We start from the raw sequence: 6,151 nt of genomic DNA, 5'->3' as shown, positions 1-6,151 counted from the left end.
CGACAGCGCGTGGGCGTGGCCCTGGCTGCCGTAGCCGATGACCGCGACCTTGCGGCCCTGGATGATGGACAGGTCGGCGTCAGCGTCGTAGAACAGCTCGGCCACTTTGGGTTCTCTCCTTGGTGTGCAGGTTGTGCGTCCCACCGTATGCCGGTGGGGGGAAGGGAAGTCTCGGAATCTCGGCATCCGGGCGGACGGTCGCCTCCGGCCGCCCGGATCCGGCCTTGCGCGGTTCGCTCAGGTTCAGCTTTACGCGGTTCGGTCGAGGGCGCGAAGCGAGCGGTCGGTGATCGAGCGGGAGCCGCGGCCGATCGCGATGGTGCCGGACTGCACCAGCTCCTTGATGCCGAACGGCTCCAGCATCTTGAGCATGGCGGACAGCTTGTCACTCGATCCGGTGGCCTCGATCGTGACGGCCTCCGGGGAGACGTCGACCGTCTTGGCGCGGAACAGCTGGACGATCTCGACGATCTGCGAGCGGGTCTCGTTGTCGGCGCGCACCTTCACGAGGACCAGTTCGCGCTGGACGGCCTGCCCGGGCTCCAGCTCGACGATCTTCAGCACGTTGACCAGCTTGTTGAGCTGCTTGGTCACCTGCTCCAGGGGCAGGTCCTCGACGTTCACCACGATGGTGATGCGGGAGATGTCGGGGTGCTCGGTGACGCCGACGGCGAGCGAGTCGATGTTGAAGCCGCGCCGCGAGAACAGGGCGGCGATCCGGGCCAGGATGCCCGGGGTGTTCTCCACCAGGACGGAGAGCGTGTGCTTGGACATGGTCTGTTACGTCTCTCTCGCTCAGTCGTCTTCGTTGTCGCCGAAGTCGGGGCGGACGTCCCGGGCGGCCAGGATCTCGTCGTTGGAAGTGCCGGCGGCGACCATCGGCCACACCATCGCGTCCTCGTGGACGACGAAGTCGACGACGACGGGGCGGTCGTTGATGGAGTTCGCCTCCTGGATGACCTTGTCCAGGTCCTCCGGGCGCTCGCAGCGCAGGCCCACGCAGCCCATCGCCTCGGACAGCTTCACGAAGTCCGGCACGCGCGTGCCCTTCGCCTGCGGGTTGACGTCGTCGGGGCCGCTGTGCAGCACCGTGTTGGAGTAGCGCTGGTTGTAGAAGAGGGTCTGCCACTGGCGGACCATGCCGAGGGCGCCGTTGTTGATGATGGCGACCTTGATCGGGATGTTGTTCAGCGCGCAGGTGGTCAGTTCCTGGTTGGTCATCTGGAAGCAGCCGTCGCCGTCGATCGCCCAGACCGTCTCGGCGGGCTGTCCGGCCTTGGCGCCCATGGCGGCCGGGACCGCGTAGCCCATCGTCCCGGCGCCGCCGGAGTTCAGCCAGGTGGCGGGCTTGTCGTACTGGATGAAGTGCGCGGCCCACATCTGGTGCTGGCCGACGCCCGCCGCGAAGATCGTGCCCTCGGGCGCGAGCTGTCCGATGCGCTCGATGACCGCCTGCGGCGAGAGCGAGCCGTCCTCGGGCTGGTCGTAGCCGAGCGGGTACGTCTCGCGCCACCGGTTCAGGTCGCTCCACCAGGCGGTGTAGTCGCCCTTGTGGCCCTCGCTGTGCTCCTTCTGCACCGCCTGGACCAGATCGGCGATGACCTCGCGGGCGTCACCGACGATCGGCACGTCCGCGGCGCGGTTCTTGCCGATCTCCGCCGGGTCGATGTCGGCGTGGACGATCTTGGCGTACGGGGCGAAGCTGTCCAGCTTGCCGGTGACGCGGTCGTCGAAGCGGGCACCGAGGGCGACGATCAGGTCGGCCTTCTGCAGCGCGGTGACGGCGGCGACCGCACCGTGCATGCCCGGCATCCCCAGGTGTAGCGGGTGGCTGTCCGGGAACGCGCCGAGCGCCATCAGGGTGGTGGTGACGGGCGCTCCGGTGAGTTCGGCGAGGACCTTCAGCTCGGCCGTGGCGTGTGCCTTGAGGACGCCGCCGCCGACGTAGAGGACGGGCCGCCTGGCGGAGGTGATCAGCTTGGCGGCCTCGCGGATCTGCTTGGCGTGCGGCTTGGTCACCGGGCGGTAGCCGGGCAGGTCCATGGTGGGCGGCCAGGTGAAGGTCGTCTTCGCCTGCAGGGCGTCCTTGGCGATGTCGACCAGGACCGGGCCCGGGCGGCCGGTGGAGGCGATGTGGAACGCCTGCGCGATGACCCGCGGGATGTCCTCGGCCTTGGTGACGAGGAAGTTGTGCTTGGTGATCGGCATGGTGATGCCGACGATGTCCGCCTCCTGGAAGGCGTCCGTACCGATCGACTTCGAGGCGACCTGGCCGGTGATCGCGACCATCGGCACGGAGTCCATGTGGGCGTCGGCGATCGGCGTCACCAGGTTGGTGGCACCGGGCCCTGAGGTCGCCATGCAGACACCGACCTTGCCGGTGGCCTGCGCGTAACCGGTGGCCGCGTGGCCGGCGCCCTGCTCGTGGCGGACCAGCACATGACGGACCCGCGTCGAGTCCATCAGGGGGTCGTACGCCGGGAGGATCGCACCGCCGGGAATGCCGAACACCGTGTCCGCGCCGACCTCCTCAAGGGAGCGGATGAGGGACTGCGCACCCGTGACGTGCTCGACGGGGGCGGACTGCTGTCCTCCGGATCGGGGCCGCGGCTGCGGATGGGCCCCGGTGGCCTGCTCGGTCATCGGCATTCTCTTCTCGATGCTGAGGGTTTTTGCGAGGTTTGTGCGGAGTTCAAGCGCTGCACGAGCGGCACTCGTGCAACAAAAAACCCCTCGTGCCGCAAGGCAAGCGAGGGGAGCGCGTCGGTGAGGTCGCTGGGCATTCCGGATCGTCCTCCGGTGGGTCCCAGCTCAGCCGACGCGCTGTCCAAGTACGAGAATTCGGGTGCGCATGGCACTGACCCTCCCCCCGCCACACACCACGTGTCAAGTGGGTGGGATGGGCGTCTCATTATGTGAGCGGAGTCCACTGTCACCTCCCAAGACGGCGGCCACACTCCCTGTGTACACCCCCGCGCCCCTCCACGGGGCCCGTTCAGCCCCGGGGCGCACCGGTGGGTGTCGAGGCCACCACCGTGCTCAGCCCGTCGGGCCGTCGCGCGGTCGCCCCCTCGACCCCGATGCGTGCCTGCGGCTCCCGCACGCCGCCCGCGAACGCCGGTTCGGCCGGTGCGTGGGGCACCGGATAGTGGCCGGATCCGAGCGCCCGGCGCAGCCGGTACTCGTCCAGCGGCCCGGCGAACGCCATGCCCTGTCCGTGCGTGCAGCCCATCGCGCGCAGCGCCACGACCTGCTCCGGCAGGTCCACGCCCTCGGCCACGGACTGCAGCCCCAGATCGCCGGCGATACGCAGCAGACCGCTGGTGATCTTGTGCAGCCGCGCGGACTCCACGACGCCCTCGACCAGACTGCGGTCGAGCTTCAGGACGTCCACGGGGAGCCTTCTCAGGGCCGTGATGGCCGCGTGGCCGCTGCCGAAGCCGTCCAGCGCGATCCGCACCCCGAGCCGGCCGAGCGCGGTCAGCCGGCGCTCCAGCTCGTCCAGGCAGATCAGCGGATCGGTGTCGGACAGCTCCAGGACCAGCGCCCCGGGCGGCAGCCCGTGCCGGGTCAGGAGGGCCTCCACGGCGCCGAGCGGCATCGAGCGGTCCAGCAGCCGCCGTGCGCCCATCCGGACGGCCACCGGTACGACGAGCCCGGTCGCGGCCCGCTCGGCGGCCTGCTCGACGGCCTCCTGCAGGACCCAGCGGTCCAGCTCGGCGGTCTTGTCGCCGTCCTCGGCCACCCTCAGGAACTCGGCCGGGGTGAACAGCACCCCCTGCGAGGAGCGCCAGCGCGCCTGTGCCGAGACCGCCGTGATCCGGCCACTCTCCAGGCACACCACCGGCTGGTGCAGCAGCGCGAACTCTCCGTCGTGCAGTGCGGCACGCAGCCGGGTGGCCAGCTCCGCCTTGCGTACGACGTCCTGCTGCATCTGCGGCTTGTAGAGCTCGACCCGGCCCTTTCCGGCGGCCTTCGCGCGGTACATCGCGAGGTCGGCGTTGCGCAGCAGCTCGCCCGCTCCGAGGCCCGGTTCGGCGAAGGCGACGCCGATGGAGGCGTTGACCCGGACATCGTTGCCGTCGATCGGGTACGGCTGGGAGAGGGTCACCCGGAGGCGTTCGGCGAGCTCCAGGATGTTCCGCTCCCTCGCGGCACGGTCGCGGGTGCCGTCCCCGACGATCAGTGCCGCGAACTCGTCGCCGCCCAGCCGGGACGCCGTGTCCCCCTGCCGGACCGCGTCCTGGAGCCTGCGGGCGGCCTGGACGAGCAGCTCGTCCCCGGCCTGGTGCCCGATCGTGTCGTTGACCGCCTTGAAGCCGTCCAGGTCGATGAAGAGCACGGCCGTGTTGCGCAGGGCGGCGCCCCGGTCGGTGGCCCGGCGGCCGGACAGCGCCTGCTGCACACGTCGGGTGAACAGCGCGCGGTTGGGCAGGTCGGTCAGCGGGTCGTGCTCGGCGTTGTGCTGCAACTGTGCCTGCAGGCGCACCCGTTCGGTCACGTCCCGGCTGTTGAAGATCAGCCCGCCGTGGTGACGGTTGACCGTCGACTCCACGTTGAGCCAGCCGCCGTCGCCGGACCGGAAGCGGCACTCGATGCGGGTGGTGGGTTCCTGCGGCGGGCTGGCGGCGAGGAAGCGGCGCACCTCGTGCACCACACAGCCCAGGTCCTCGGGGTGGATGAGACTGGCCAGTTCGCTGCCCACCAGCTCCTCGGCGGGCCGGCCGTAGACCCCGGCGGCGGCCGGGGAGACGTACCGCAGGATGCCGTTGGGCGCGGCGATCATGATGACGTCGCTGGAGCCCTGCACCAGGGAACGGAAGTGGTTCTCCTTCTGCGCCAGCTCCTGGGTGAGGGTGATGTTGTCCAGCAGCATGATGCCCTGCCGGATGACGAGCGCGAGCACGACGGCGCCCGCGGTGATCAGCACGACGTGGTCGGGCCGGCGGCCGTTGAGGACGTTGTACAGGATGCCCAGGGTGCACACGGCGGCGGCGAGGTACGGGGTGAGGGCGGCGAGGGAACCGGTCAGCGGCCGGCCGGACGGGTACCGGCTGTGCTCGGCGCCCGCAGCGGGCACGGACACGTGGTGATGGCCGGTGCCGCGCTGGCCGGGCACATGCTCGTGGACCACACGCGTGTGCCCCTCCGCCGCCCGGGCCTCCTGCGCCGCGAGGCGCCGGGGCGCGGCCCACGGGGCGTAGGCGAGCAGCAGCGAACCGGCGAACCAGCCCGCGTCCAGCAGATGCCCGGAGTGGTAACTGCTCTGCAGCAGGGGCGAGGTGAACAGCGCGTCGCACATCACGATCAGCGCGAGCGCGCCGATCACGGTGTTCACCGCCGTCCGGTTGCCCGGGGTGCGGCGGAAGTGCAGCGCGAGCACCATGCTGACGAGCGCGATGTCGAGCAGCGGGTACGCCAGCAGCAGCGCGGTGCGCGGCACGCTCGGTCCGTCGAAGCGGGCCGCCTGGGCGAGCGCGAGGCTCCACGAGAGGGTGAGCAGGGAGCCGCCGATCAGCCAGGCGTCCAGGGCCAGGCAGATCCAGCCCGCCTTCGTCACCGGCCGCTTGGCGAAGACCAGCAGGCCCACGATGGCGGGCGGCGCGAAACACAGGAAGAACAGGTTCGCCCAGCTGACCTGGGGCACCTGCTCGCCGAGCACGACCTCGTACCACCCCCAGACCGCGTCGCCGAGCGCGGCCATGAGCTGGGAGAGGGCGAACAGCAGCCAGGCCGACCGGAAGCGCACGCGCGTGGTGCGCGCGTAGCGGAAGCAGGAGACCGCGGCGGTGGCCGCCGCGGCGCTCAGCCCGAAGTCACCCATGACGTCGGCGATCTGCTCCGTACCCCAGTCGAACGCGGCTCCGACGGCGTAGGCCGCGCAGATCACCGCGAGGACGAGCTGCTCCGCCGTGCGGGTGCCCTCGTCGGCGGCCGGCCGGCGGGGCGCCGGCGCCTGCTGCGGGTGGGGGGCGCGCACGGCTCCGTCCAGGGCGGTCGTCACAGAGGGCGGCGCACTCACCGGGGCCTCCCGGTCCGCGCCGCTCCCGCGTCCCGACGGTCCCGGTGCGCTGGGTGCGCATGCCTCCTGCGGCCGTTGGGCCTGCGCTGCTGGTGGCTGTGGTGGCTGGTGTGGTGGCCGCGTCTGCGC

Annotated in this window: 3 protein-coding genes and 1 pseudogene; all 4 read right to left on the bottom strand. The window is 71.0% G+C overall.

What is annotated here, in order from left to right:
• A pseudogene (locus IE244_RS38065) lies at positions 1-105 on the bottom strand (ketol-acid reductoisomerase); the annotation flags it as partial.
• A 144-nt stretch (positions 106-249) separates the two neighbouring features.
• Positions 250-774, bottom strand: coding sequence for an acetolactate synthase small subunit (ilvN, locus tag IE244_RS38060; RefSeq protein ID WP_031174275.1), 525 nt, complete (start codon positions 772-774; stop codon positions 250-252).
• Between the two features lie 21 nt (positions 775-795).
• Positions 796-2,643, bottom strand: a complete 1,848-nt coding sequence (locus IE244_RS38055; protein WP_191878146.1) for an acetolactate synthase large subunit — start codon at positions 2,641-2,643, stop codon at positions 796-798.
• 352 nt (positions 2,644-2,995) lie between these two features.
• Positions 2,996-6,022 carry a putative bifunctional diguanylate cyclase/phosphodiesterase gene (locus IE244_RS38050; RefSeq protein WP_229854684.1) on the bottom strand — a complete coding sequence of 1,009 codons (3,027 nt, stop codon included), beginning with the start codon at positions 6,020-6,022 and terminating at the stop codon, positions 2,996-2,998.
• Positions 6,023-6,151: the final 129 nt, after the last annotated feature.

This window comes from Streptomyces filipinensis, assembly GCF_014649495.1.
Lineage (GTDB): Bacteria > Actinomycetota > Actinomycetes > Streptomycetales > Streptomycetaceae > Streptomyces > Streptomyces filipinensis.
The sequence above is the reverse complement of the archived record's forward strand: the minus strand, read 5'-3'. Positions and strand labels throughout refer to the sequence as shown.

Coding starts and splice junctions, on each gene's coding strand:
- IE244_RS38055 (WP_191878146.1), bottom strand. CDS start 2,643: ATGACCGAGCAGGCCACCGGGGCCCATCCGCAGCCGCGGCCCCGATCC.
- ilvN (WP_031174275.1), bottom strand. CDS start 774: ATGTCCAAGCACACGCTCTCCGTCCTGGTGGAGAACACCCCGGGCATC.